Origin of the sequence: Xenorhabdus innexi (genome assembly GCF_002632485.1) — a bacterium.
GTDB lineage: Bacteria > Pseudomonadota > Gammaproteobacteria > Enterobacterales > Enterobacteriaceae > Xenorhabdus > Xenorhabdus innexi.
Window position 1 is genome coordinate 15091 of record NZ_NIBU01000037.1, and the last position, 22520, is coordinate 37610.

The 22520-nt window shown below is 41.3% G+C and carries 21 protein-coding genes and 1 pseudogene; 14 read left to right on the forward strand and 8 right to left on the reverse strand.

Annotated elements, in window-relative coordinates; all coding sequences use genetic code 11:
* Positions 1 to 105: 105 nt before the first annotated feature.
* The gene (gene tnpA, locus Xinn_RS13695; RefSeq protein ID WP_099137671.1) at positions 106 to 534 is read left to right on the forward strand and encodes an IS200/IS605 family transposase; all 429 of its coding nucleotides are present in this window, start codon (positions 106 to 108) and stop codon (positions 532 to 534) included.
* Positions 535 to 661: 127 nt separating this feature from the next.
* Here the strand turns inward: tnpA and Xinn_RS13700 are convergent, their stop codons facing one another.
* Both Xinn_RS13700 and Xinn_RS13705 read right to left on the reverse strand, forming a co-directional pair.
* Positions 662 to 1627 carry a hypothetical protein gene (locus Xinn_RS13700; RefSeq protein ID WP_086953126.1) on the reverse strand — a complete coding sequence of 322 codons (966 nt, stop codon included), beginning with the start codon at positions 1625 to 1627 and terminating at the stop codon, positions 662 to 664.
* Between the two features lie 177 nt (positions 1628 to 1804).
* A complete protein-coding gene (locus tag Xinn_RS13705) occupies positions 1805 to 2707 on the reverse strand; it encodes a LysR family transcriptional regulator (RefSeq protein WP_086953127.1) in 903 nt (300 codons plus the stop codon).
* Between the two features lie 116 nt (positions 2708 to 2823).
* On the opposite strand from Xinn_RS13705, the gene aptA reads away from it, so the two are divergent.
* From aptA to Xinn_RS13730, 5 genes are all read left to right on the forward strand, one after another.
* Positions 2824 to 4185: an omega-aminotransferase AptA gene (gene aptA, locus Xinn_RS13710; protein ID WP_086953128.1), complete on the forward strand. Its 1362-nt coding sequence runs from the start codon at positions 2824 to 2826 to the stop codon at positions 4183 to 4185.
* 15 nt (positions 4186 to 4200) lie between these two features.
* A complete protein-coding gene (locus tag Xinn_RS13715) occupies positions 4201 to 5697 on the forward strand; it encodes a CoA-acylating methylmalonate-semialdehyde dehydrogenase (protein ID WP_086953129.1) in 1497 nt (498 codons plus the stop codon).
* A gap of 250 nt (positions 5698 to 5947) precedes the next feature.
* Positions 5948 to 6607, forward strand: a complete 660-nt coding sequence (locus Xinn_RS13720) for a methyltransferase (RefSeq protein ID WP_086953130.1) — start codon at positions 5948 to 5950, stop codon at positions 6605 to 6607.
* Between the two features lie 113 nt (positions 6608 to 6720).
* On the forward strand, positions 6721 to 7131 hold the full coding sequence (locus tag Xinn_RS13725) for an ASCH domain-containing protein (RefSeq protein ID WP_086956412.1): 411 nt from the start codon (positions 6721 to 6723) through the stop codon (positions 7129 to 7131).
* A 159-nt stretch (positions 7132 to 7290) separates the two neighbouring features.
* A complete protein-coding gene (locus Xinn_RS13730) occupies positions 7291 to 8793 on the forward strand; it encodes an 8-oxoguanine deaminase (protein WP_086953131.1) in 1503 nt (500 codons plus the stop codon).
* A gap of 63 nt (positions 8794 to 8856) precedes the next feature.
* On the opposite strand, the gene Xinn_RS13735 is transcribed toward Xinn_RS13730, so the two are convergent.
* Complete coding sequence (locus Xinn_RS13735; protein ID WP_169923581.1) at positions 8857 to 9738, reverse strand: DMT family transporter; 882 nt, start codon at positions 9736 to 9738, stop codon at positions 8857 to 8859.
* Between the two features lie 260 nt (positions 9739 to 9998).
* Between Xinn_RS13735 and Xinn_RS13740 the strand changes: the two genes are divergently transcribed.
* Positions 9999 to 11336 carry an aminotransferase-like domain-containing protein gene (locus Xinn_RS13740; protein WP_086953132.1) on the forward strand — a complete coding sequence of 446 codons (1338 nt, stop codon included), beginning with the start codon at positions 9999 to 10001 and terminating at the stop codon, positions 11334 to 11336.
* A 264-nt stretch (positions 11337 to 11600) separates the two neighbouring features.
* The gene (locus tag Xinn_RS13745; protein ID WP_086953133.1) at positions 11601 to 12071 is read left to right on the forward strand and encodes a MarR family winged helix-turn-helix transcriptional regulator; all 471 of its coding nucleotides are present in this window, start codon (positions 11601 to 11603) and stop codon (positions 12069 to 12071) included.
* A 116-nt stretch (positions 12072 to 12187) separates the two neighbouring features.
* Here Xinn_RS13745 and Xinn_RS13750 read toward each other — a convergent pair whose 3' ends face one another.
* Positions 12188 to 12691 carry a GNAT family N-acetyltransferase gene (locus Xinn_RS13750; protein ID WP_169923582.1) on the reverse strand — a complete coding sequence of 168 codons (504 nt, stop codon included), beginning with the start codon at positions 12689 to 12691 and terminating at the stop codon, positions 12188 to 12190.
* Positions 12692 to 12849: 158 nt separating this feature from the next.
* On the opposite strand from Xinn_RS13750, the gene Xinn_RS13755 reads away from it, so the two are divergent.
* Positions 12850 to 13953, forward strand: a complete 1104-nt coding sequence (locus Xinn_RS13755; protein ID WP_086953135.1) for an alkene reductase — start codon at positions 12850 to 12852, stop codon at positions 13951 to 13953.
* Positions 13954 to 14025: 72 nt separating this feature from the next.
* On the opposite strand, the gene Xinn_RS13760 is transcribed toward Xinn_RS13755, so the two are convergent.
* The gene (locus tag Xinn_RS13760; RefSeq protein WP_086953136.1) at positions 14026 to 15447 is read right to left on the reverse strand and encodes a Na+/H+ antiporter NhaC family protein; all 1422 of its coding nucleotides are present in this window, start codon (positions 15445 to 15447) and stop codon (positions 14026 to 14028) included.
* Between the two features lie 225 nt (positions 15448 to 15672).
* Here Xinn_RS13760 and Xinn_RS13765 point away from each other — a divergent pair, with 225 nt between their 5' ends.
* Together Xinn_RS13765 and Xinn_RS13770 are read left to right on the forward strand one after the other, a co-directional pair.
* A complete protein-coding gene (locus Xinn_RS13765; RefSeq protein ID WP_244590203.1) occupies positions 15673 to 16851 on the forward strand; it encodes a DmpA family aminopeptidase in 1179 nt (392 codons plus the stop codon).
* Between the two features lie 62 nt (positions 16852 to 16913).
* Positions 16914 to 17585, forward strand: a complete 672-nt coding sequence (locus Xinn_RS13770) for an alpha/beta fold hydrolase (RefSeq protein ID WP_244590204.1) — start codon at positions 16914 to 16916, stop codon at positions 17583 to 17585.
* A gap of 251 nt (positions 17586 to 17836) precedes the next feature.
* Here the strand turns inward: Xinn_RS13770 and Xinn_RS13775 are convergent, their stop codons facing one another.
* Positions 17837 to 18775: a dienelactone hydrolase family protein gene (locus tag Xinn_RS13775; protein WP_086953138.1), complete on the reverse strand. Its 939-nt coding sequence runs from the start codon at positions 18773 to 18775 to the stop codon at positions 17837 to 17839.
* An 80-nt stretch (positions 18776 to 18855) separates the two neighbouring features.
* Between Xinn_RS13775 and Xinn_RS13780 the strand changes: the two genes are divergently transcribed.
* The gene (locus Xinn_RS13780; protein ID WP_086953139.1) at positions 18856 to 19260 is read left to right on the forward strand and encodes a DUF1801 domain-containing protein; all 405 of its coding nucleotides are present in this window, start codon (positions 18856 to 18858) and stop codon (positions 19258 to 19260) included.
* Between the two features lie 162 nt (positions 19261 to 19422).
* Positions 19423 to 19959 carry a metallophosphoesterase gene (locus tag Xinn_RS13785; RefSeq protein ID WP_086953140.1) on the forward strand — a complete coding sequence of 179 codons (537 nt, stop codon included), beginning with the start codon at positions 19423 to 19425 and terminating at the stop codon, positions 19957 to 19959.
* Between the two features lie 43 nt (positions 19960 to 20002).
* On the opposite strand, the gene Xinn_RS13790 is transcribed toward Xinn_RS13785, so the two are convergent.
* Complete coding sequence (locus Xinn_RS13790) at positions 20003 to 20902, reverse strand: LysR substrate-binding domain-containing protein (RefSeq protein WP_086953141.1); 900 nt, start codon at positions 20900 to 20902, stop codon at positions 20003 to 20005.
* 129 nt (positions 20903 to 21031) lie between these two features.
* On the opposite strand from Xinn_RS13790, the gene Xinn_RS13795 reads away from it, so the two are divergent.
* A complete protein-coding gene (locus Xinn_RS13795) occupies positions 21032 to 22210 on the forward strand; it encodes an MFS transporter (protein ID WP_086953142.1) in 1179 nt (392 codons plus the stop codon).
* 92 nt (positions 22211 to 22302) lie between these two features.
* Here the strand turns inward: Xinn_RS13795 and Xinn_RS13800 are convergent.
* Positions 22303 to 22520, reverse strand: a pseudogene (locus Xinn_RS13800) (zinc ribbon domain-containing protein); the annotation flags it as partial.

The following is a 22520-nucleotide window of genomic DNA, read 5'->3' on the forward strand; positions in this document are numbered from 1 at the left end:
TCACGCTCATCAAGTAGGGCTTTATTTTTCCATGTGAAAGGTTAAAACCACCGACTTTAGTCGGTCAGCTTTAGCTGCGATACTCTGTTGCACGAGAGGTGCAATATGGATTACAGATATGGCAGCCACACGGTATTTCAGATTGAGTATCATTTCGTGTGGGTAACGAAATACAGGTACCCAGTACTGATAGGTGAAGTTGGCCTACGGGTGCGAGAGCTAGTTCGTCAGACCTGTGAAGCTTTTGAAATCAGGATAGTCGAAGGTGTCGTGAGCAAAGACCATGTACACATACTGGTCAGTTGTCCTCCGAGCTTAGCGCCGTCAGAAATCATGAGGCGACTAAAGGGAAGGACAGCGAGCAAGTTGTTTGAAGAGTTTGCTCACCTGAAAAAGCGCTACTGGGGTCAGCATTTTTGGGGTAGAGGCTATTTTTGTGCAACGGTAGGCCAGTTAACGGAAGAGATGATAAAGGCCTATCTGGAACATCATTTTGAACCCAACCCGAATGATAACTTCAGGCTGGATAATTGACGCATCGTTCAGCCGATGCGTATCCGGACTTTCAGTCCGTTAATCACTAACCCACCGACTTTAGTCGGTGGTTGTTGAGTTTTAATTTCATGGTTAACTTAGCACTCCTGTTTATAACTATTTTTATTTACCCCACAATCACCATAATACGGGCAATTAAAGGATATGTTATTGTCTTGGTGTTACATAGCCGATTTTTTTCTCTATTATTCTTACTCAATGCCATAACCACATCAAAACCTAAGCACATTCTTGCAACCATTTCTTCTTGAGGTGAAAGATGTATATTATTAATATCAAGCGCATCTTCTTCTTCATCAAAACTAACTAAATCCTGAATGTAATCAGATGTATTATTCCTATACATAAGGCGAGGTGATGCACTATCATTTAATGATATATAATAAAGCTCTGGAGAATACCAAGGTATCATATTACGAAACAAATCAACATTTGGATTATCGGGAACGAAACCAAGAGCATATCCCAAGTGTCTGACAAGTAATATATACATGAATCTTTTTACTGCGTCCCCGCTATTATGAACATCTCTAAAACTTCTCATTATCGTTGAGATGGTTTCATCATTAATTACTGTTATGTAATTATCAATATATATTCCATATTGATTGGCGAGATTATATCCTGCCATAACAGTCGTGTTTATATTATCACTGTTTGGAATATAGGCTATAGCAGGTTCAAGAGCTGTTGTTCTAGATATAAGATTTGATAATGAGTATCCTATGGAAAAATTAGCCTGTTCTCCGAAGCGAACTTGCCTAATAGTTAATTGAGGATATACATCCCGGATAAACCTCCTCCAGTAATCAACAGCAAGAGCAATCTGATCTGTATAATCAATTACATGACTATGTTCATCAAATGAAACACGAACTATAGCGCCGCCGGGTGGAATTGTATAAATAATGCTTCCTCCGTAAGCACTGACAGGATTATAATTTTGATCATTCTCTGACTGTGATGTATCAACTCTGTATTTAATTATTTCTTCAGCGAAAGAAATTTTCGGTAAAATAAATATAATCGATAATATTAAAAAAATATTTCTCAAGAAAGGATTTTTATTCATAACATTTAACCCACTCAACATAGTTCATTTAGTAATGATGTTTTTGATGGTTTAATGTGTTTGTCTGACAATATTTAAATTCAACGCCACCATAGCATACTTAAATTGAATATTTAATATACATTTTTAGACCGGTCTTATTGATTTTATGATGTCTCATTAAATATGGTTTCGGGGTTAATATCCCAGCTCGCTTAAAAATATTCCTAATATCGAATTTGTACCTTTTCCTTTGCGTGTCACAATGGAAATTTTAGAATCATAATAAATTTGCTCAGGCAATAGTGCTTTCATAATCCCTTTTTCTACCCATATGCGAGCATAGTGATCCGGCAGAAACCCGACAAATTTACCTGTAAGAATTAAAAATGCGATACCTTCACGATCAGATGCGGTTGCCGCGCTATTCAGTAATTTATGATGATTCATTGCTTCAGTACTTATACGGTAGCTGGGTATGACAGCATCTAATTGGCTTAACTGCTCAGTATCAAAGTTGTCCGTAAGCAAAAATGCCTGATGTTTATCACTGCAATAAAGATATGACCGTTCATCATAGAGTGGTAAGTAATTTAATCCCGATAATGGCGTGATCAGTGGCAGGGCGCCAATCTGCAATCTTCCGTCCAATATACCGCGTTCAATTTCTGTCGGCGTACACATACTGATATTAATCAGAATATTGTCGCTTGCTGAACGCAGGCGTTCCAGTGCGTTAGTAATCCGCATCATCGGCTGTGTGACAAGGTTATTGATAATGCCGATGTTAAACTCTCCCCGTAGCTGTTTATGTATCTGATTAACATGCTGGCGGAACTCTTCAATCGACGCCATCATGGTTTCACTGGCTCGCAGAATTTCCCGTCCTTCATCAGTCAGAGAAAATCCAGCGCGACCGCGTTGGCATAAGCGCATTCCCAAACGTTTTTCCAAATCCCCCATATGAAGGCTGATTGCTGAACGTGTGATACCGAGCAGGCTTTCCGCGGCTGAAAAGCTGCCACATTCTGCGACGACCTTAAATATACGTAATAATTTCAAATCAAAATCAGTTACTTGACTAAAATTTGCAGGTTTCATTTAGGTGAGTAAACTCATAACTAATGATTCAATAAATAAGATTTAACTTGAATATCATTTTATTGCAAACTCACTGTTACGACTTTTTGTTACATTTTAGTGCGAGGAGTTAAAAAATGTCAGATAGCAATACCGTTCAAACCCGTTCCTTCCATGTTAACCCATCTCAAGACCTGAATTTGAAAGCACATTGGATGCCGTTTAGTGCTAATCGCCATTTTCAACAAGATCCACGATTGATTGTTGCGGCGGATGGTCACTGGCTGACGGATGATAAAGGCCGCCGTATTTATGATAGTTTGTCTGGTTTATGGACTTGTGGAGCAGGGCACTCACGTTCAGAAATCCGTCAGGCGGTTTCTGAGCAGTTAGGCACATTAGATTATTCTCCCGGTTTCCAGCATGCTCATCCGCTGTCATTCCGGTTGGCAGATAAAATCGCCAGCCTGATGCCCGGTGATTTAAATCATGTGTTTTTTACCAACTCAGGCTCAGATTCCGTTGATACCGCAGTAAAAATAGCAAAGGCTTACTGGCGGATAAAAGGGCAGCCGACTAAAACCAGAATGATTGGCAGAATGCGCGCTTATCACGGTGTTAATATCGGGGGAACCAGCCTTGGCGGTATTGGCGGAAATCGCAAGATGTTCGGTCAATTGATGGAAGTTGACCATCTGTCACACACGTTACAAAGTGGTATGGCCTTCATTAAAGGCGTTCCGCCAACCGGCGGTATCGAATTGGCAGATGAGCTGCTGAAGCTGATAGAACTCCATGATGCCAGCAACATCGCCGCGGTAATTGTTGAACCTGTTGCCGGTTCTGCCGGTGCGATTGTCCCGCCACAAGGCTATCTGCAACGTTTAAGGGAAATATGTACTCAGCATAATATCCTGCTGATTTTTGACGAAGTCATTACCGGATTAGGCCGTTTAGGGCGCTGGACAGGCGCTGAATATTTCGGAGTCACTCCAGATATTCTTACTTTTGCCAAGCAGGTCACAAATGGTGCTATCCCGCTTGGCGGCGCTGTTGTTTCCAGTGAGATCTATGACACATTCATGTCACAGTCTCTTCCTGAGCATATGATTGAATTCAGCCACGGTTATACCTATTCCGCTCACCCTGTTGCCTGTGCTGCGGGTCTGGCAACGTTAACACTGCTGGAAAGAGACAACCTGATCCAACAATCTGCTGAATTAGCGCCTCATTTTGAAAAACGCCTGCACGAGCTCAGGCATTGTCCTAATGTTGTTGATATCCGTAACTGCGGCCTGATTGGTACTATCCAAATTGCACCACGGGATGGCGATAGTGTGATACGGCCTTTTGAAGCCGGTATTGCATTATGGAAAGCCGGTTTCTATGTTCGCTTTGGGGGCGATGGTCTGCAATTCGGCCCGATGTTTAATGCTAAACCTGAAGATCTTGACCGGGTGTTCAATGCAGTGGGTGATGCTTTGCATCAGGTTAAATAAACGGGAATTAGTAGCATGAAAATAATTACACATCTTATTAATGGCGAAATGACTGCTGGTGGTAACAGAACATCGGCAGTGTTTAATCCGTCTACCGGAAATACAATCCGGCAGGTTGAAATGGCGGATACCACCACAGTACAAAATGCAATTACTGCCGCGAAAGCGGCACTTCCTCACTGGCGCAATACTCCTCCGGTTAAACGTGTACAGATTTTATTTCGTTTCAAACAATTGATTGAGCAACATGAAGAACAAATTATTAGCCTAATCAGCGAAGAACACGGTAAGACACTGGAAGATTCTGCCGGAGAACTGAAAAGAGGTATTGAAAATATTGACTTTGCTGTTGGTGCGCCGGAATTACTGAAGGGAGAGTACAGCCGGAATGTCGGGCCGGAAATTGATTCATGGAGTGATTTTCACGCCGTCGGTGTTGTGGCCGGCATTACGCCGTTTAATTTCCCGGCTATGGTTCCTTTATGGATGTACCCACTGGCGATTGCGTGTGGAAATACCTTTATTCTCAAACCCTCCGAGCGTGCTCCAAGTTCAACATTATTTATTGCACAGTTACTCCATCAGGCCGGGTTGCCTGATGGTGTGCTGAACGTAGTCAATGGTGATAAAGAAGCGGTTGATTGCCTGCTTGCCTCTCCCGATGTTAAGGCAATAAGTTTTGTCGGCTCCACGCCCATCGCGGAATATATCTATAGCGAAGGAACACGCCGCGGAAAGCGGGTACAGGCTCTGGGTGGCGCGAAAAATCATGCTGTAATTATGCCTGATGCAGATTTAAACAATGCTGCCAATGCACTGATGGGCGCTGCTTATGGCTCTTGTGGTGAGCGATGTATGGCTATCTCTGTTGCCGTTTGCGTCGGCGATCAGGTTGCTGATGCGCTTATTGAAAAGCTAAAACCTCAGATTAATGGACTGAAAATCGGGGCGGGAACAAATCGTGGTCTGGATATGGGGCCACTGATTACAAAAGCCCACCTTGAGAAAGTCTCAGATTATGTGACGGATGGCCTGAAATCCGGCGCTGAACTGGTTGTTGACGGCAGAAATTTATCTGTCACCGGGCACGAAAATGGTTTCTTCATCGGTGGTTGTCTGTTTGATCATGTCACACCAGAAATGCGGATTTATCGGGAAGAAATCTTTGGGCCTGTTTTGTGTGTTGTCAGAGTGCCGAGTCTGGAAGACGCAATTGCATTAATCAATGCCCACGAATACGGAAATGGCACATGTGTTTTTACCAATGATGGCGAAGTTGCCCGGTTATTTGCCAATGAAATTGAAGTGGGCATGGTCGGCGTTAACGTACCTTTACCTGTTCCGGTTTCTTATCATAGCTTTGGCGGCTGGAAGCGTTCATTATTTGGTGATTTACATGCTTATGGCCCGGATGGTGTCCGTTTTTACACCCGCCGTAAAACTGTCACTCAACGCTGGATCAAACGCGAACGCCATGAAGCAGCTCAGTTTTATTTCCCGAGTAACCACTAAATAACAAGATAATTTATTGAGCGGCATAACGCCGCTCAAATTATTTGTAGCGCAGTAAAGTCCTCTTCAAAACAATCTTCCGCAACAAATTTTGTAATAGTCGCCATTAACAATATGTTGATAGGCTTGATGACTGCGATATTCAGAGATTACAAATAAATTTTCAGCACCACTATGCTATCTGAAATGAAAAGCTTTGATTGTATCTATTCTCAATAATTGAAAATAACCCTAACAAAAAGAGCTTGCCATGAATAAGAACAGCAAAAATTATGTAAAATGGTGGTTAGAACAGGAAAAATCAAGAAAAAACAATTCATTACCTGTAAAAATAACACTGGCAGGGATTAAATTATCAGTTATTCCTCAGGCGTTTCTTCCATCCCCACGACAAACCCATTCCACACCATTACTTATAAAAAATATTAAGCATTATAACTTCATGGGGAAAAAAGTCCTTGATATAGGAACTGGTAGTGGTGTTCTTGCTATTTACTCAGCTCTCAATGGTGCATCTTTGGTAACAGCAACAGATATCGATGAGCATATATTATACGCGGCTAAAAAGAATGCTGATCTGAATAAGATCACCGGCATCCATTTTATGAAGAGCAATCTCTTTGAATCAGTCGAAGGTAAATATGATTACATATTTGCTAATGGTCCAATTTCTCCCGAGTCTTGGTCAGAAAAAAGTCTGGCGGGACATTCCATATCAAGTTACGGAGAAACTCTTTTTAGCCAGTACCGCAACTACCTGACAGATGGAGGATTAATGTTTATGACATTTGCAGAATTTGGGTCAACTGAGAAATTCTATAAAACACTTAAAAAATATAATGTTATAGATAAAGAAAAAAGAGAGAAAAAATTTGGGGTATGGTGGAGTTTTCATGAAATAAGAAAATAAATGCGGTTGAGTTTGAAGTACAAAGTTAAGCAGGCATTATCTCTTTCAAAATAATGATAAAATATTCGACCTTAATGAAATTGTAACAGGTCTGGAATATGGAATATCATGAAATGATGAAGATGATTAAAGAAAAATATCCGACAGCAGAGCACTGGCAATTTGGTGATTCTGCTGAATTACAGGATGCTCTTGCTGGATTAGTCACCAAAGAGATTAAAACTGCGACCAGTTGTTCGTTTGCCTCCTATAGGCAGAGTGGAAATAGTATTGTCATCGGTAACGAATACATTGTATTGAATAGTAGAAACGAACCAACCTGTGTTGTCAGGGTAATGGCTCTGCATCTTGTCAGATTTTCAGAAATGACTACTGAACTGGCCTGGAAAGAAGGAGAGGGTGATCGTTCAGTGAAGCATTGGCAACAGGAACATCAACGTTTTTTTGAACGTGAAGGAACGTTTTCACCTGAAATGGAAGTTGTTGTTATTGAATTTAAAATGATCGATACAGTAACCGCATAGAAAATTACAAAATAAAAGGCGGAGTGTTTCCTTTCCATTCCGTCACTGAGATCACATCCACGCGTTGAATAGCAGTGTATATCAAGTCAAAGATAGCGCTGTCTGCAACTGAAAAAGAGGGCGTTCATTACATCACTACCATTTAAAACAGGAGTAGCTATGAAAGATCAAAAACCCGATCAGCTACGTCGTTTATTAGTAAAAGCTCCGTTGCTGGTTCCTTTGTTAACAACACTTCCTGCTGCCGCAAAAGAAAAACTACTGTCATCTTTCATCGGGAATCAATCAACCGATACGCCCCCAATAGCCGGAAAAACACTGCTGCTGAAAAACGCTGACGTGGTTGTGACTATGGATAAGGATAGGCGTGAAATTAAACAAGGTTGTATCTTTATTAAAGGTAATACTATTGTTGCTGTCGGAACAGAAAGCGAAGTCCCGCAAACAGCCGACAGAGTTATTGACCTCAAAGGACATATTGTCATTCCGGGTCTGATTAATACCCATCATCATATGTACCAGACGTTAACGCGCGTAGTGCCAGCAGCACAGGACGTTGAGCTGTTTAACTGGCTGACCGCATTGTATCCGACCTGGGAAAAACTGACTCCGGAAATGATGAAAGTAGCAACCAAAACGGCGATGGCTGAACTGATGCTTTCTGGCTGTACAACTTCCAGCGATCACCAGTATGTCTATCCGAATGGCATCAGGCTTGAACACAGTATTGAAGCTGCGCAGGAAATGGGGATGCGTTTCCATGCCTGCCGTGGCAGCATGAGTCTGGGCAAAAAACAGGGCGGTCTGCCACCGGATTCTATCGTTGAAGATGAGAAATTTATCCTTAAAGACACTCAGCGTGTGATTGAACAGTTCCATGATGCAGAGCGTGGCGCGATGATCCGTATTGTGGTTGCCCCTTGCTCTCCGTTCTCGGTCAGTGAAGGGTTGATGAGAGACTCAGCAAAACTTGCCCGTGCGCACGGTGTTTCACTGCATACGCACTTGGCAGAAAACATCAGCGACATAAACTTCAGTAAAAAAACCTTCAACAAAACCCCAGCCCAGTACGTGGAAGACCTTGAGTGGGTTGGTCACGATGTGTGGCATGCACATTGCGTGAAGCTTGATGACTACGGCATAAAGCTGTTTGCCCGAACCGGTACCGGCGTAGCGTATTGCCCTTGTTCCAATATGCGTCTGGGTTCCGGTATCGCACCGGTGCGGCATATGCTGGATGCCGGAATACAGGTAGGGCTGGGGGTCGATGGCTCCGCATCTAACGACAGCTCAGATATGATGGCGGAAGTGCGTCAGGCGCTGCTATTACAGCGAGTTGGTTTCGGCCCTGAAGCCCTGACTTCACGCGAAGCGCTGGAAATCGCAACACTTGGGGGCGCGAAAAACCTTAACCGGGACGATATAGGTGCACTGGCTCCGGGCATGATGGCTGATATTGCTGTGTTTAGTCTCGAAGGCATTGGTCTTGCAGGCGCGCAGCACGATCCGGTCTCAGCACTGGTGTTCTGTAATCCGGGCAAAGTGGCGTACAATATCATCAACGGTCGTATCGTAGTTGAAGACGGTAAAGTGACCACGGTGGACGTTCCGGTAATTATTGAGCAGCATAATCGCCTTTCCTACCAACTGGTTGAAGGTTAATAGCATATAAACACCATCTTCCTAATAGACTAATAAGAAGATGGTTTCACCAGATCGAAGGGGCTACCTTGCAAAACGTCGGGAACCAAAGACACAAAAAACGACACCAACTGTGACAATCACCATAAGAAAGCTGACAGGTTCGCCAAGCAAACCCGCGGCTAAAGCCAGTCCTAGAAAGGGTTGCAGTAACTGAAGCTGACCAACAGCGGCAATGCCTCCCTGAACTAAACCCCGATACCAGAAAATAAACCCAATCAGCATACTAAAGAGGGAAACATATCCAAGGCTTATCCAGGCAGGCATACTGACATTGCTGAATGAATCCGGCATATAAACCAATGTCAGGATAAGCATGATGGGTAATGAAATGAGTAAAGCCCAGCATATAACCTGCCACCCTCCTAATTCACGGGAAACTTTTGCACCTTCCGCATAACCGAGACCACACACAATCACAGATGCCAGCATTAACAGATCTCCGGTCAGTGAAGTGGTGGCATCCTGCGTAAAGGCAAACCCCATCACCAGTACACTGCCGATAACAGAAAACACCCAGAAAGCGGGACGGGGGCGTTCTCCTCCTCGCCATACACCAAAGATGGCTGTTGCCAGAGGCAATAAACCGAGAAATACAATGGAGTGGGCTGAAGTTATGTGTTGTAGTGCCAGTGCAGTAAGAAGAGGGAAGCCAACCACTACACCAATAGAAACAATAACCAGAGAAGCAATTTGTTCTAACTTAGGGCGCTTCTCTTTTAACGCTAATAATATGACAAGAGCCAATAAACCGGCAATGGAAGCCCGGGCAACAGTAAGGAATACCGGGTCAAAATCCATCACTGCCAATTTTGTTGCAGGTAAAGACCCACTGAAAATCAATACACCAAGAAAGCCATTAAACCATCCGTTCGTTCTGTCCTGCTTCATGATTATACTTTTCATGATTGTTCTGTAACCTCATGTAATTGGGTTTTTATAGCCGAAGTCTATGCCCAATGGATTTCAAACCACTTGAAAGACAAAGGGGATATAAATGAAATATTACCCTACCTCTGATAACGAGAAATCATGATATTGCTCACATTCATGACAATCAAATTATTGTCATGAATACATTTTCGTACAAATGAGGTATACCGACCGATAAACTTCAGCGTTATGCAGGGAGATAATAACTGCGCTGAAACCGGAGGTTTTTTTCGATGGCTCACTCTCGATATAAATTTATAGTTGATAAATTTGCAGCTGATATACGGACAGGTCGCTTACCTCCCGGTACACGCCTGCCGACTCACCGACAACTGGCGATTGATGAAAAAATGTCTTTAGTTACTGCAACCCGGGTTTATGCTGAACTTGAAGCAATGGGTCTGGTGAGCGGCGAGACAGGGCGGGGAACATTCGTGCGGGAAATATCGTTACCTCCTGATTTGGGGATAGAGCATCATGTGGCTTCAGATATGGTTGATCTGAGTTTTAACTATCCCTCCTTTCCCTCCCAGACAGAATTATTGCGGAACTCCCTCCGCCAATTGGCAACTTCCGGCGATCTTGAAGCGTTACTCCGCTACCAGCCACATGGCGGGCGCTCCCATGAACGGGCAGTTATAGCGCAATACCTGACAACGAGAGGATTAAAGAGTATCAGTACAGATAACATCCTTATCGTTAGTGGCGCACAGCATGGTTTAGCTACAACAGTGATGGCTATGCTGAACCCCGGTGATGTAGTTGCAGTAGATACGCTGACTTATCCGGGGTTCAAAGCACTGGCAAAAACCTATCACCTGGAACTTGTTTCAATTCCTGCCAGCTGCGAGGGGACTGATCTGGATGCGCTGGAAAAATTGTGTCAGCGTCGCTCTGTCCGGGCATTTTATACTATGCCTACTTTACATAACCCATTAGGCTGGGTAATGAGCCTGCAAAATCGGCTCCGTCTGGCGAAATTGGCCCAGCAATATAATTTACTCCTCATTGAAGATGGTACTTACGCTTTTCTGGCTCAGGATGCGCCACCGCCATTAGCAGAACTTGCCCCTGAATTCACGATTTATGTTTCAGGTTTTTCCAAAAGTATAGCGACCGGATTACGTGTTGGTTTTATTGCTGCTTCGGTAGATAGAATCCCCGCACTTGAGCGGTTAATTAGGGTAACAACATGGAATACGCCAGCTTTAATCACCGCCATTACATGTGAATGGATAACTAACGGAATGATTACACAATTGGAGGAAGATAAGCGTCACGATGCACAGGCACGTCAACTCATTGTTAAAAACGTCTTCAAAGAGATGCAATATATCAGCCATCCATCATCCTATTTTGTCTGGCTTCCGCTGGATGAGGGGGTAAGGGCAGATCAGGTTGCGATGGCATTAATGAAGGAACAAATATCAGTATCAACTGCCGAACCATTCGCCACATCTTCATATGTGCCGCATGCAATTCGTCTGGCTATCGGTTCAATAGAACAAAAATCCCTGCAAACCGTACTGGAAAAAGTAAAAAATATTGTCAGCCTGTATTCATATTTGTGAAGTCTTTCATTAAAGAGAAATGAAGGTTTAACTTTAAAATATATTTTCCAAACGGAAACCATAATCCTGAAATAACGGATATAATCTCCGTAAAATTTTTAACAAACATCAATGATGATTTCTTTTTGGAAATTAGATTGCTGACAAAAATTGTCATTCTCGACTGTTAGAATCAGATAAATCCATGTGTTTCATATGGAAGGATGGCAGGTTTATTCTCTCCTGCCATATAGTTTAGCTTGATCACTGAAAGAAAAGCGTTACATGAAAACGGATAATCAGAACACTCACAATGTGGTAACAACACCTTTTGAAGAAGCATTAAGCAGTCTCCAGTGTGTTCTTGTGGCAAGAAGAACGATGATAAACCCGGAAGGTATCTCCTGGTCACAATATGATGTCTTACATTTACTCCGGCGACATCAATCAATGAATCCCAGTGTTATTGGTGAAAGACTCGGCTTCACCCGCTCAAAAACATCTAAAATTCTACGCTCGCTCAAAGATAAGGAGCTTATTAAGCAAGAATCAGGAGAAAATGATAAACGCGAGCTGGTTACTCAGTTAAGCCCTAAGGGATTAGTATTTTTGCAGCGAACAGAAGCAAGTACACACAGTATGGCTGATATTGTTACATCCCATATGTCTCAAGGGGAAATTGCTATATTTACAGAGCTATGTCATCGTGCCGCAGATCTTTTGTCTGAAAAAACAACTATTCGTGACGAAGATTAAATTTCACAAAAAAATCACGTTTCCCTGTAAAAAAATTGAAACGTGATTAACGGATTTTGAATTGATATTTAGCAATATCTGCCGTAAATCTATTAAATAATGTGAGGGGGAAGCCATCAAATGATCATGCACATCAACACATCATTCACGTATGTTTTTTCATCAGCCTTCAATGACATTGGCTCTTTTCCATATATCCCGAATCCCATTTTTTTGTATAAATAAATAGCAGATACATTTTCTTCAACGACAGATAATGATATCTGTTTCACATTACTTTCTTTCAGTAAAATGATTAACTTCTCAATGAGTTTTTCGCCGATTTTCAAACTACGGTAACTCTGTTTAACATAAAAACCCCATATAGTTCCTTTATGTGAAGTTTTATATTTATTATTCCTCTGAAACTCAATCGTTCCAACTAATTTGTTATTAAAATAAGCACCTAATATCAAGGAGTCGGTTATTCTGATAATAAAATCCTGCTCATTGTGGGCAGATTCTTCCTCATAGGTCATTCCAAAAGCTTCTGGATTGGTATGCAAGGACTCAAGCCTAATTTCTCGATAATCTTTAACATCATTTTTTTCTAATCTTCTGATAAGTGGTAACGATTCCATATACGAGGCCTCCAATATAAAAGGAAGATATGTGAAATCCATAGTATATAAACAAAATTCATCAATAATGCATTAGATACAGACTTTCGCGTTATATAGAGTTGTAAAATTTATAAAATAAAACCTAGACGACTGGTCAATTATTAAAAGGAAATGTTATGGCTGACAATAGTACTCGTACCGACCTTTTTTCACCGGTGAAGTTAGGGAAGATTGAACTTGCAAACCGTATTGTTATGGCACCATTAACACGCGGGCGTGTTAATGAGGAAGGTGTGCCGAACGAACTGAATGTAACATATTACGTACAACGTGCCAGCGCTGGGCTGATCATTTCAGAAGCAACCAATATTTCAGCGCAGGGTCGGGGCTATGCCATGACACCCGGTATTTGGACGGAGCGACAGGTGGCAGAGTGGAGAAAAGTGACTGATGCTGTCCATGCTGCCGGAGGCAAAATCGTGATGCAACTGTGGCATGTCGGTCGTAATTCCCATGTTGATCTCCAGCCTAATGGAGCATCACCGGTAGCGCCTTCTGCGATAAAAGCAGGAGGAAATGTTTACACCGCAAAGGGCATACAAGAACCTTCCATACCACGCGCTCTGAATACTGACGAAATCCTGGGTATTATTGAGCAATACAGACACGCAGCTGAATACGCTAAACTGGCCGGATTTGACGGTGTAGAAATTCATTCAGCCAACAATTATCTGCTGGAGCAATTCATCCGTGATTCAACCAACCACCGTACTGACCAATATGGTGGTTCTATTGAAAATAGGGTGAGGCTGGTTCTGGAAGTTGTCGAAGCTGTCACTGGTGTATGGGGAAGCGGTCGGGTTGGTATCCGGTTATCGCCGGTAACAACCGAAGTCGGTAATACTCCGCTTGATAGTAATATCATGGAAACTTATGGCTATCTTATCCAACAACTAAACCCATTCAAGTTGGCGTATTTGCATTTTGTGGAAGGAACAACAGGGAAAGATCGCATAGCGCCTGAAAATGTTGATTTGGATATTTTGAGATCGCTGTTTGAGGGGGCTTATATCGGGAATAATAACTATGACCTCGAAATGGCAATTTCCCGGCGTTCAGAAAGCAAAATTGATGCGGTTGCATTTGGGCGTCCGTTTATTTCTAATCCTGATCTGGTAAACCGTCTGCGCTATAGTATTGAGCTTACCAGTACAAATAGCGACACTCATTACGGTCATGGAGAAAAAGGTTATATCGATTGGCCTAATGCTAATTATTAATTGATTTGGCTGGCGGCTTATTTTGATAAAGCCGCCATATTTGTTCGCAAGAGTTATTTGCAAGAACAGTGATCAATAGGTGAACCCTAAATAGATATAGATGCTCAGTACAATGCCGGCTGTCACAAGTGCATAGGGCATTTGGGTACGGATATGCTCAATATGATCACAATCCGTTGCCATTGATGCCACTATTGCATCACCGGAAATAGGTGAAGTCATATCTCCGAAAATAGAACCGGAAATCGCAGCACCTATCATATATTCCACCGGCATTCCGACAGAAACACCAAGTTGTACGCCAATCGGGATCATAATCGCAAAAGTTCCCCATGATGTACCGGTTGCCAGAGACATAATCGCACTGATAACAAAAATAAAACCGATAGAAAAACCCACAGGGAGCACCCCATGCGTGATCTGCGCAATATACGCCCCCGTATTAAGATCAGCGGATACCGTTCCCATTAAAAACGCCAGAATCATAATAGAGCTGATTTTCAGCATACTGGCATAGCCAATATAAAGTTCTTCAAAAAAAGTATTAATGGATAAAATCCGGCGGCTCAAAAACCAAACGAAAGAAACAACCGTTCCAAACATGACTCCCCAATAAACAGACGTTGAACCACTTCCTTTACTGAATTCACCTCCGCCTGTGATATAGAGCGCAACAGGAACCATCAGTACTGTTGACAGAATCGGAATAAAAAAATTCAGAACATTATTACTGTTAGAGTGCTCAATAACTTCATTGGATGCTGCTTTTTCGCTATCTGGCGCGGGAATATTATGTTTATGCAAAGCATTCTGCTCTGCTTTTTTCATCGGCCCCCAGGAAATATTGGTGAAAATATAAAATAATATGCTGGCAAGAGAGAACCATGCCATTAAGTTATACAGCAGAGAATGTACAACAATATCAAAAGGCTCACCTGAAATTAACCCATTAGAAATTTGCACACCAACTATTCCCATCATGACAGCGCCCCAGCCATTAATCATTGCCAGAGAGCAGACAGAAACACCAGCAGTCTGAATTAAGTAGGACATTTTTTCAGGAGGAACAGCATATTTTCTGGCTAAATTCTTAGTGGATGCGCCAGCAACCAATTGATTGATGCAACTTTCAATAAAAATAAGTGCAGAAATAAGAATTGCCAAAAATTGTACACTTTTTTTACCCTTAATGATTTTTGTTCGGTCAGTTAATAGCTGAACCAAAGCCTGTACACCACCAGTGATAGTTACCAGTCGCATAATACCGCCAATCATCACCATAAAAATAACCGTTTTTGTATTTCCTGATGATGTAAAAGTGTTAATAACACCTTCGAGCGTACTTTTTATTCCTAATATTATGTTGTGATCATGTATTACCGTGAACCCAACCAGAATTCCCAGCATCAATGACAGCATTACCTGCCGGGTCAGAATGGCTAATATGATGGTCACGACAGGTGTAACAATCGTCCAGATTCCGTAATCATGCATTTTTATTCTCTGATATTTTTGTTGGTTAGTGGCACTTTGAAATTAATTTATTACACCTTTTAAATTAAATACTAAAGATTTGATTCTATCAAATAGTATCAGCAGTGTTATTTTTTATGTCTCTATATTTTTATATAAACCATGATTTAATCAAATATTTCAATAATATTATAACCAACAGCCATTTAAGTGACATGTTTATTAAAAATTCAATAAGGAATGTTTATGATAAAAAAAATAAGAATAGCAATTTTATTTATTTCAACAATAATAACTTCAGCTTCCTTTGCTAACAATGAAGTTAGAGCCAGAGATTTTGGCATCCCTTTTTCTGGTGCAACCGGAAAATATAATGCAATCACAGATGTCAGTGGTGTAACCGTTGGTTATTCAACACTCATCAAAGGTAATGGAAAACTGGAAATTGGAAAAGGGCCGGTAAGAACAGGTGTGACTGCAATATTACCCAGAGGAAAAAAATTCAGCCCGGTATTTTCAAGTATATTCTCTTTAAACGGGAATGGGGAAATGACTGGCAGCCAATGGGTTCAGGAAAGTGGTTTTCTGGAAACACCGATATTAATAACGAATACTCACAGTGTAGGAATTGTCAGAGACTCAGCAATCAGTTGGTTGGTTGATAATAATCTGGTATCCCCGATTAAGGATGATTTATTCTGGTTACTTCCTGTGGTAGCAGAAACATGGGATGGATTGCTCAATGATATAAATGGGATGCATGTAAAAAAAGAACATGTCTATCATGCGTTGAATAGTGCTAAATCAGGGATGATAAAAGAAGGCAATGTTGGAGGTGGAACAGGTATGAATCTATTTGATTTTAAAGGAGGAACAGGTACATCATCGAGAATACTGGATAAAAAAGAAGGCGGATATACTGTCGGCGTACTGGTTCAGGGTAATTTCGGATTCAGAGGTGATCTGATTATTTCAGGTATTCCGGTTGGTAAAGAAATCAAAGAAATGCTCCCGATATATCACGGAGATAAAAAACAAATAAAAGATGCAGGATCTATCATTGCGGTGGTTGCTACAGATGCGCCATTAGCTCCTCATCAGTTAGAAAAAATCGCTAAAAGAGTCTCTCTTGGGCTTGCTAAGGTGGGTGGAGTTGCCAGAAATACCAGTGGGGATATATTTATTGCATTTTCTACTGCAAATAATGATGCATTTTCCAGAGAAGATATAAAAACAATCACAATATTGCCAAATGATAAACTTGACCCTTTATATGAAGCAACGGTAAATGCAACAGAAGAAGCCATAATTAACGCTATGTTTGCAGCAGAGACAATGGTCGGAAGAAATGATAATACCTCTTACGCCATTCCCAAAGAGAAGGTCAAAGAAATATTAAAAAAACATAATCTGATAAAGAAATAAATATTCAATATCGAATTAAGTTATTATAAAAATTACAATCTGTAATCTATTTTGAGGGAAAAATGGTTGAGTACAACATAAAACCCGCAACAAGAACCGGTAACTTATCTCTTCCTGACACTCGTACGTTTTACTGGTACGAATGGGGGCCAGTCACCGGCAGGCCACTTATTTTTTGCACTGGTGCTGGCATGAGCGGCTCACTGGGTTTCGGAGAACAAGACTTAGACCGACTAAATATCCGGTTAATCGTGCCGGATCGTCCCGGCCTGGGAAATTCATCGTCACATTCTAATAAATCTTTAGTCAGTTTTGCCGAAGATGTTGCAGAGATGCTGAAGTACTGCGGGTTAAAAAAATGCATGGTTTTAGGTTTCTCTCAGGGAGCAGTATTCGCACTGGCACTGGCAAACATCTGCAAAGTAACAGGGCTGGCAATCGTAGCCGGACAGGATCAGTTCAGTTATCCGGCCACGCAAAAACTGTTAAATCAGGATATTGTTAACTTGGTTAAGCAGAGAAATACCGAACCGGATACACTCAAACAATGGGTTTCGGATAATATCACTGCCGACTGGTTAATGAATTTTATTATGGAACACAGTTCAGAAGTGGATCTGTCACTCTATTCCCAGCCAAGATTTTTACAGGCTTATCGTCAGTGTTTAAATGAAGGTTTTTCTCAGGGGGCAGAGGGTTATGCTCAGGATCTATTGCTTACTTTCGGGCAGTGACCTTATGAGCCAGAAGATATAACCTGTCCTGTCCATCTATGGTATGGAAGACAGGATGCCAGTGCCGTTCATTCACCAGATTTTGGTGCAATTCTGTCAACACGGTTTCCTAATGCAGAACACGTCATTTTCGACGATGAAGGAGGCTCTTTACTCTGGCGAAAATCAAAAGATATTCTTGAAAAATTAGCCTTAACAAATCTATAAAAATGAAGAGCAGTGCTTTTTTGCACTGCTCTGACATATTGGGGTTATGAAGAATGACTTTCACTTTGTTGCTGATACCAAGTTTGTATATCTTTAATAATGCTTTCAGCATGATAATTTCCATCACTATCAATGAAAAAATGATCTAACCCATCATAAGTCTTGAAAGAAACCATTGGATTATTAACCTCAGTCATCATTTTTCGTACTCCGGCAGCATCAACATTATTATCTTCCATAGTCTGGATAACTAATAACGGTATTTTACTGGATTGAATCGAATTCTGATTATCAATCGACAATGATTCATACCACCAATTTCCGCCATGACCACTGACGTTCATACCTACGGGCATCTTCTGTTTTTTTGCTTCTCCTGCAAACACCTTAAAACTATTAACTTCTTCATCCAATTTTTCTGCCGGAGTTTGATACCTGATACTATGGATAACATCATCAATAAAGAAACGTCCGCCACCATTTATTGCAATTGCGGCAGAAATAAAATCTGTATTTTTTTCTGAAACTATCAGATTAGTGACAATAGCGCCTTCACTTCCGCCAAGTAAAATAATATCACGATAGTTGCTTTTTAGTTTATCTAATACAGCAAGATAATCTTTTACACGTTTTAAAGGAGAATCATTCTGAATATAGGCCTGTGGACAGTCTGAATCATCAACTTCACCCCCATTTTTACCCAGACTACTATCAAGCCCTGATTTCTCTACCAAAAGAATATCATTTTCAGGAAAAACAGAACCAAAATTTTCTATCATCTTCCGATTATTAATAACACTAATACAATCGGAACCTTGAATGAGAACGAGAAGGTTTTCAGAAGGTATGCTATTTTTTTGTATCAGATAGTAAGTAATATTTTTACCATCATTTCCCTGTAAACTATAACTGCTTTCTTCAGCCACGGACTGCATAGATATTGAGGTTAAAACAAGTACGATACAAATCAGTATTTTTTTCATTATGTTCTGACGATCCCAGTTAAGTTAATATTGTATGAGACAGACTCAATATACGAATTAACAGATAAGGTAGCAATCTTATGACAGCATTTCAGAGTCACGCAGTTCGCTCGGTATTTGAACACTATCCTGAAGGGTTTCAACAGCCATTATTAAAAGTAAGAGAACTCATATTTGAGGTCGCCGCAAAAACAGAAGGGGTGGGCTTGATTACTGAGGCTTTAAAGTGGGGGCAACCCAGTTACCTTACTCTTGAAACAGGAGCAGGAACGACTATCCGACTGGATCGTTTTGGTGATTCACACATAGCTATCTTTGTTCACTGCCAGACGACACTGATTGATACTTTCAGAACCCTCTTTCCTGAACTAATTTATTCAAAAAATCGGGCGATTGTTTTAGATCCTAAAGCAGAATTACCCATAGACGAGCTAAGCATATGTATTGAAATGTCACTGACTTATAAACTGAAAAAAACAAGATAAGGGCTTTATTTTGGATAATAAACTCACCAATATACATTTATGTGAAGTACTATCAGTGAGTTAAAGAATAGCCTTATTGGGTTTAGATAAGTACATAACTCAAGAAATTTTGTTATTTTTTTGTTAGGCTGGAACACTTTTTATTTCTATACGAATATTATTATGATTTATTTCACATCTGATACTCATTTTTGCCACTCCAGCATTATAAATTTATGTGGGCGACCATTTGAAAGTGTACATCATATGAATAATACGATAATACACAATTGGAACGCCTGTGTTACCGAGCGAGACGAAATTTATATCTTAGGCGATTTTCTTTATCGTGGAACCGGAACTGATGCTAATCAGATTCTGCGTAGACTTAATGGTAAAAAATTTCTGATCCGAGGTAACCACGATAAATTTCTGAGTGATCCAGAGTTTGATTCTTCAATGTTTGAGTGGGTAAAAGACTACTACGAAATGGATTATCAGAAACAAAAAATCGTGATGTTTCACTACCCGATTCTTGAATGGCAGGGTTATTTTCGTAATGCTATTCATCTTTACGGACACGTTCATAACGCAGGCAAAGATCCTGACCAATATAAACGATTAAGTGTGCTCGGCCCCAGAGCTATTAACGTTGGTGTCGACGTTAATAATTTCTTTCCTGTCAGCATTAACCAAGTGCTGAAAAGAGCGCAAGAATAAATTCAATTGATTATATCGAATTTCTCATAGGGTTGACGGAACCTCACAGCCGATTAAGACATAAGCTATTATTTTTAATAAAATCAATAAAGCAACGTAACCGTGGTGAAAGTGTCTGGTTACGGTAATAAACTGCATTAATCGGTTGTTTTTGCTCAAAAGTAAGATGAGAAAGTATTTGTTTAAATTCTCCTGTTTCTCTCATTTCATAAGTCATAAAATCCGACAGACACACTATACCAACACCTTTGCGGGTCAGATTACATAATATTTCACCACTACTTGCGGCAATCGTCGGTGTAATTTTAAACCCCTTTTTATCACCATGATAAAGTGGCCATTCGTTAAGGTTTTCCGGTGCAGTAAACCCAAGCAGACAATGTTGTTGCAGATCTTCAGCCGCTTTCGGTTCACCAAAGCGCTGTAAATAGAGAGGGCTTGCCAGGACACGCAACTTACTGTGGCCTAACAATGTCGCGCGCAGAGAAGAATCTGTCAGAGTTCCAATGCGAAAGGCAATATCAGTCTGCTTTTCCAGCAGATCAGTGACACCTTCATAATTAGTCAGTTCCAGCGTTATCTGTGGATATATTTCATGAAATTGAGCGACCAGTGGTGTAATAACATGTAGCAGAAAAGGCGTCGATGCATCAACCCGCAGTGTTCCGGATGGAATATTTTTGTGATTCAGCAAAACTTCTTCTGCTTCTTGTGCAAGTTTGACCACCTCACGGGCTTTTTGTAGAAATGCCGCGCCTTCTTCACTTAACTTTATACGTCGGGTAGTTCGGTATAACAACGTGCTATCCATTTTCTCTTCAAGGCGCAATAATGCCCGGCTGGTGGCAGAAATGGTCAGCCCCAGCCATTCAGCCGCAGAGGTTATTGAACCACTATCCACCACTGCAATAAATGCCCGCATCTCTTCCAGAGTAATTTTCATTTTTGCATTTCACTCAATAGTTTTTCTCATATTAATGGCTATTTCTGCAAATACCAACCTGACACAATCACTTTCCTTTAAGTGATGTCGTTTCAGCAATAATGCTGAGATTAAAAATATGAGGAAACTATGCGCACGAGTACCGCTCTGTTATCACTTTCAATTGGAGCATTTGCTATCGGAGCTACAGAGTTTTCGCCGATGGGTATGTTGCCGGAGATAGCTTCAGATCTGACCATTTCTATCCCTACAGCGGGTATTCTGGTAATGGTCTACGCAATTGGTGTGATGCTAGGCGCTCCAGTGATGACTTTATTACTGATTAAACGCTCTCCAAAAGCCGCACTGATTTTTTTGATGGGTATCTTCACATTTGGCAATATTTTATCTGCGCTATCACCCGATTTTTCGCTATTACTCATCGCCCGTTTTATAACCAGTTTAAATCATGGTGCATTTTTTGGCATAGGTGCTCTGGTCGCTACTCGGGTAGTAGAGAAGGGGAAAGAAGCCAGTGCAATTGCCAGTATGTTTATGGGATTAACTATCGCTAATATTGGTGGCGTTCCGATAATTACGCGTTTATCACAGGTATTGGGTTGGCGGGAGGCTTTTCTCCTGATCAGTATATTGGGATTTATTACCATGATTTTTCTGTTATTCGCGCTCCCTCGGGGAATGTCGGGACAATCGTTTAATTTACGCCGTGAACTACAGGTTTTATTAAAACCACCAGTACTGACAGCTCTGTTCTGTACGGTGCTTGGAGCCAGCGCTATGTTCACTTTCTATACTTATATCGTGCCAGTGTTAATGACTATTTCTCATGTCCCAGAAACACAAGTGAGTATCATGCTGGTTCTGGTTGGCGTGGGGTTTACAGTCGGAAATTATATCGGCGGTATTCTGGCGAATCGTTCCGTGTCGCGAACGCTCTACGGATTATTTACCTTATTGTTTCTGACCATGATGTTATTTCCACAAATTGCGAAGGACAGTATTACTGCCGGTATTATATTGATATTGTGCGGAGCAGCCAGTTTTGGCATTGTCCCGCCATTACAACTAAAAGTAATGCAGGTAGCATCTGAAGCTCAGTCATTAGCCTCTTCTGTCAATATTGGTGCATTTAATCTGGGGAACGCCATTGGCGCAGCATTGGGTGCAATCGTCTTATCACTGGGATTAGGGTATGAGATGGTTAGTTATTCGGGCGGTTTTATCGCATTGGTAGGGTTGTTATTATTACTGATAACGGAGCGAAAAACACAGTCACTGACATTACCGATTAATAAAAGAAATGAATAGTCTATTCTTGCATACCCGCCAAATCAGGCGGGTATATAACGGAGAATTATTCACAATAAGTGACTTCTCACCACCCTATCGGGCGATGCTTCTTATTTCGTTAGCCGTTGCTCGATAGTATCGAGACTTACGCAGCTTCCATAAGCAGAAACGACCGTCCAGCCGCCTTTAATTCCAGAATGCCTTTATCACGGATATTGAGAGCCGCGTTTAAGTCGCGGTCTATATCCATAGTGCCACAAGATGGACAATCCCACTGACGAACCGACAAAGGCATATCTTCCGTTTTATGACCGCAGCAATGACAAGT

Coding starts and splice junctions, on each gene's coding strand:
- tnpA (WP_099137671.1), top strand. CDS start 106: ATGGATTACAGATATGGCAGCCACACGGTATTTCAGATTGAGTATCAT.
- Xinn_RS13700 (WP_086953126.1), bottom strand. CDS start 1,627: ATGAATAAAAATCCTTTCTTGAGAAATATTTTTTTAATATTATCGATT.
- Xinn_RS13705 (WP_086953127.1), bottom strand. CDS start 2,707: ATGAAACCTGCAAATTTTAGTCAAGTAACTGATTTTGATTTGAAATTA.
- aptA (WP_086953128.1), top strand. CDS start 2,824: ATGTCAGATAGCAATACCGTTCAAACCCGTTCCTTCCATGTTAACCCA.
- Xinn_RS13715 (WP_086953129.1), top strand. CDS start 4,201: ATGAAAATAATTACACATCTTATTAATGGCGAAATGACTGCTGGTGGT.
- Xinn_RS13720 (WP_086953130.1), top strand. CDS start 5,948: ATGAATAAGAACAGCAAAAATTATGTAAAATGGTGGTTAGAACAGGAA.
- Xinn_RS13725 (WP_086956412.1), top strand. CDS start 6,721: ATGATGAAGATGATTAAAGAAAAATATCCGACAGCAGAGCACTGGCAA.
- Xinn_RS13730 (WP_086953131.1), top strand. CDS start 7,291: ATGAAAGATCAAAAACCCGATCAGCTACGTCGTTTATTAGTAAAAGCT.
- Xinn_RS13735 (WP_169923581.1), bottom strand. CDS start 9,738: ATGAAAAGTATAATCATGAAGCAGGACAGAACGAACGGATGGTTTAAT.
- Xinn_RS13740 (WP_086953132.1), top strand. CDS start 9,999: ATGGCTCACTCTCGATATAAATTTATAGTTGATAAATTTGCAGCTGAT.
- Xinn_RS13745 (WP_086953133.1), top strand. CDS start 11,601: ATGAAAACGGATAATCAGAACACTCACAATGTGGTAACAACACCTTTT.
- Xinn_RS13750 (WP_169923582.1), bottom strand. CDS start 12,691: ATGGAATCGTTACCACTTATCAGAAGATTAGAAAAAAATGATGTTAAA.
- Xinn_RS13755 (WP_086953135.1), top strand. CDS start 12,850: ATGGCTGACAATAGTACTCGTACCGACCTTTTTTCACCGGTGAAGTTA.
- Xinn_RS13760 (WP_086953136.1), bottom strand. CDS start 15,447: ATGCATGATTACGGAATCTGGACGATTGTTACACCTGTCGTGACCATC.
- Xinn_RS13765 (WP_244590203.1), top strand. CDS start 15,673: ATGATAAAAAAAATAAGAATAGCAATTTTATTTATTTCAACAATAATA.
- Xinn_RS13770 (WP_244590204.1), top strand. CDS start 16,914: ATGGTTGAGTACAACATAAAACCCGCAACAAGAACCGGTAACTTATCT.
- Xinn_RS13775 (WP_086953138.1), bottom strand. CDS start 18,775: ATGAAAAAAATACTGATTTGTATCGTACTTGTTTTAACCTCAATATCT.
- Xinn_RS13780 (WP_086953139.1), top strand. CDS start 18,856: ATGACAGCATTTCAGAGTCACGCAGTTCGCTCGGTATTTGAACACTAT.
- Xinn_RS13785 (WP_086953140.1), top strand. CDS start 19,423: ATGATTTATTTCACATCTGATACTCATTTTTGCCACTCCAGCATTATA.
- Xinn_RS13790 (WP_086953141.1), bottom strand. CDS start 20,902: ATGAAAATTACTCTGGAAGAGATGCGGGCATTTATTGCAGTGGTGGAT.
- Xinn_RS13795 (WP_086953142.1), top strand. CDS start 21,032: ATGCGCACGAGTACCGCTCTGTTATCACTTTCAATTGGAGCATTTGCT.